The sequence below is a fragment of the Sphingobium sp. Ant17 genome (assembly GCF_000588875.1).
Classification (GTDB): domain Bacteria; phylum Pseudomonadota; class Alphaproteobacteria; order Sphingomonadales; family Sphingomonadaceae; genus Sphingobium.
Map to the genome: position 1 here is coordinate 1 of NZ_JEMV01000192.1, position 1,657 is coordinate 1,657.

Sequence of the window (1,657 nt, forward strand, 5' to 3'; positions counted from 1 at the left end):
GCTGCCCGTCACCGCCAGCCGCAATCCGCCCGCATCCCCCTGCAGGGCCAACCCATGCACCTCGCTCAGCGCCGCAATCGCCTCGCGCACATCCCCGCCACTCGCCGCAAAGCCAGCCACCTCCGGCAGCCCCTCACCCCCGAGCGTCCCCTCGCTCAAATCGGCGGCAATCGCCCCCACCGACACCGCCCCGGCATCCGCCACCACCTCGAACGTCAGCGACGGAATCCGATTGCCATAATCGGCCAGCGCCAGATCCTCGAACAGCACATAGGCCATCCCCCGATGCGCAGGCGTCATCGCCACCCCTTGCGCCGACGCGATCAGCGGATCGACCGCCTGATCCGCGCCGCCGCGATGCACGCGAAAGGCCGACAGCTCGGTCTTGAAATCCCCCGCCCCCCCGCGCAGCAAATTGCCATCGGCCCAGATCCGCCCGATCGACCCGATCGCCCGCGCCGACAGCGCCACCGCAAAACTCGCGCTATAGCTGTAACTCGCAACGCTCGGCCGCCCCTTGCCGCCGCCGCTCTTGCTCCGCACTTCCTTCAGGTCGGTCGCCCAGATCACCGTGCCCGCCACCCGCATCGTCCCGAACAGGCGCGGAATTTGCGCGCCATAGGTCGATGTCTGGATCTGCAGATCGGACAGGCGCGGCCCCTCGCGCCCCTTTGGCTTGAACAGGATTTGCTGGTCGATCACATTGCCCAGCACGCCGCCGATCGCCGCCCCGATCGCCCGCCCAACGCTGTCCCCACCGCCGTCAGCACCACCGTCGCCATGATTATTCCCCTTAAAAATCCTCCCCTGGCAGGGGAGGTGGCTGGCCGTAGGCCAGACGGAGGGGTGTCACCCTATCGTTGCGCGCCCGACATCCGCCCGCCACCAGCCGATCACCGGCCAGGGCGAAGCACCCGGCATCTCGACCACGCGCCGCACCCCCGCATGGGCATGCACAAAGCCGCCCGGCACCATGATCATCAGATGCAGTTGCAACGGCCCCGGCCGCACCAGCGCCAGGTCGCCCGGCGCGCCCTGATCCACCCGGACCAGCCCCGCCGCGCCCAACCAGCACTCGGCCAGCCCGACATCCCCGCTCCGCAACCCATAGGCGACCGGCCCAACCCCATCATGGCCGGTCCCACCCTGTCCCGCCCGCCCCAGCGCCATCAGCGCCAGCCCGACACAATCAACCCCCGCCTCGCTCCGCCCATGCAACCGGAACGGCACCCCCACCATCGCCCGCGCCGCCGCGACGATCCGTGTCGCCCCGCTCATGCGCCGGGATAGCGCGTCAACAGGTCCATCCCCGGCAGATAAGGCTCGCCACGAAAATTGACCGCATTGCCAAAACGCCCGGCGCAGGTCGCCAACTGCCGATCACACCCCTGCGTCAGCAGCGCCAACGTCCCCGGCGCCACCGCAAAGGCAGGCGGATCAGTCAGCGTCACATGCGCCGCATCATTATCCGCCACCCCCTGCGTCAGCCCGGCATTGGCCCCACTCATCCAGCGCACCGTGCCAAACGCATAGTCCCCCGCCGTCAGCCCGCCGATCGCGACCACCGCATCCGCCACGCCCGTCACGCGCACCACCCGTCGCCGCCCGGCCATATCCACCCGGCACGCCCGATCGCCCAGCCGCGCCCGGCAATCGG

At 69.8% G+C, this 1,657-nt stretch carries 2 protein-coding genes and 1 pseudogene; all 3 read right to left on the reverse strand.

Annotated elements, in window-relative coordinates; genetic code table 11:
* A pseudogene (locus BF95_RS25345) lies at nucleotides 1-782 on the reverse strand (phage tail protein); the annotation flags it as partial.
* Between the two features lie 67 nt (nucleotides 783-849).
* Nucleotides 850-1,278: a hypothetical protein gene (locus BF95_RS25350; protein WP_043155658.1), complete on the reverse strand. Its 429-nt coding sequence runs from the start codon at nucleotides 1,276-1,278 to the stop codon at nucleotides 850-852.
* Nucleotides 1,275-1,657: DUF2163 domain-containing protein (locus BF95_RS25355; protein ID WP_043155660.1), on the reverse strand; the 383-nt coding region annotated here is incomplete at its 5' end. The genes BF95_RS25350 and BF95_RS25355, both read right to left, overlap by 4 nt.

What these genes read in the sequence shown, in the direction of transcription:
- BF95_RS25350 (WP_043155658.1), bottom strand. Translation starts at nt 1,278, where the DNA reads ATGAGCGGGGCGACACGGATCGTCGCGGCGGCGCGGGCGATGGTGGGG.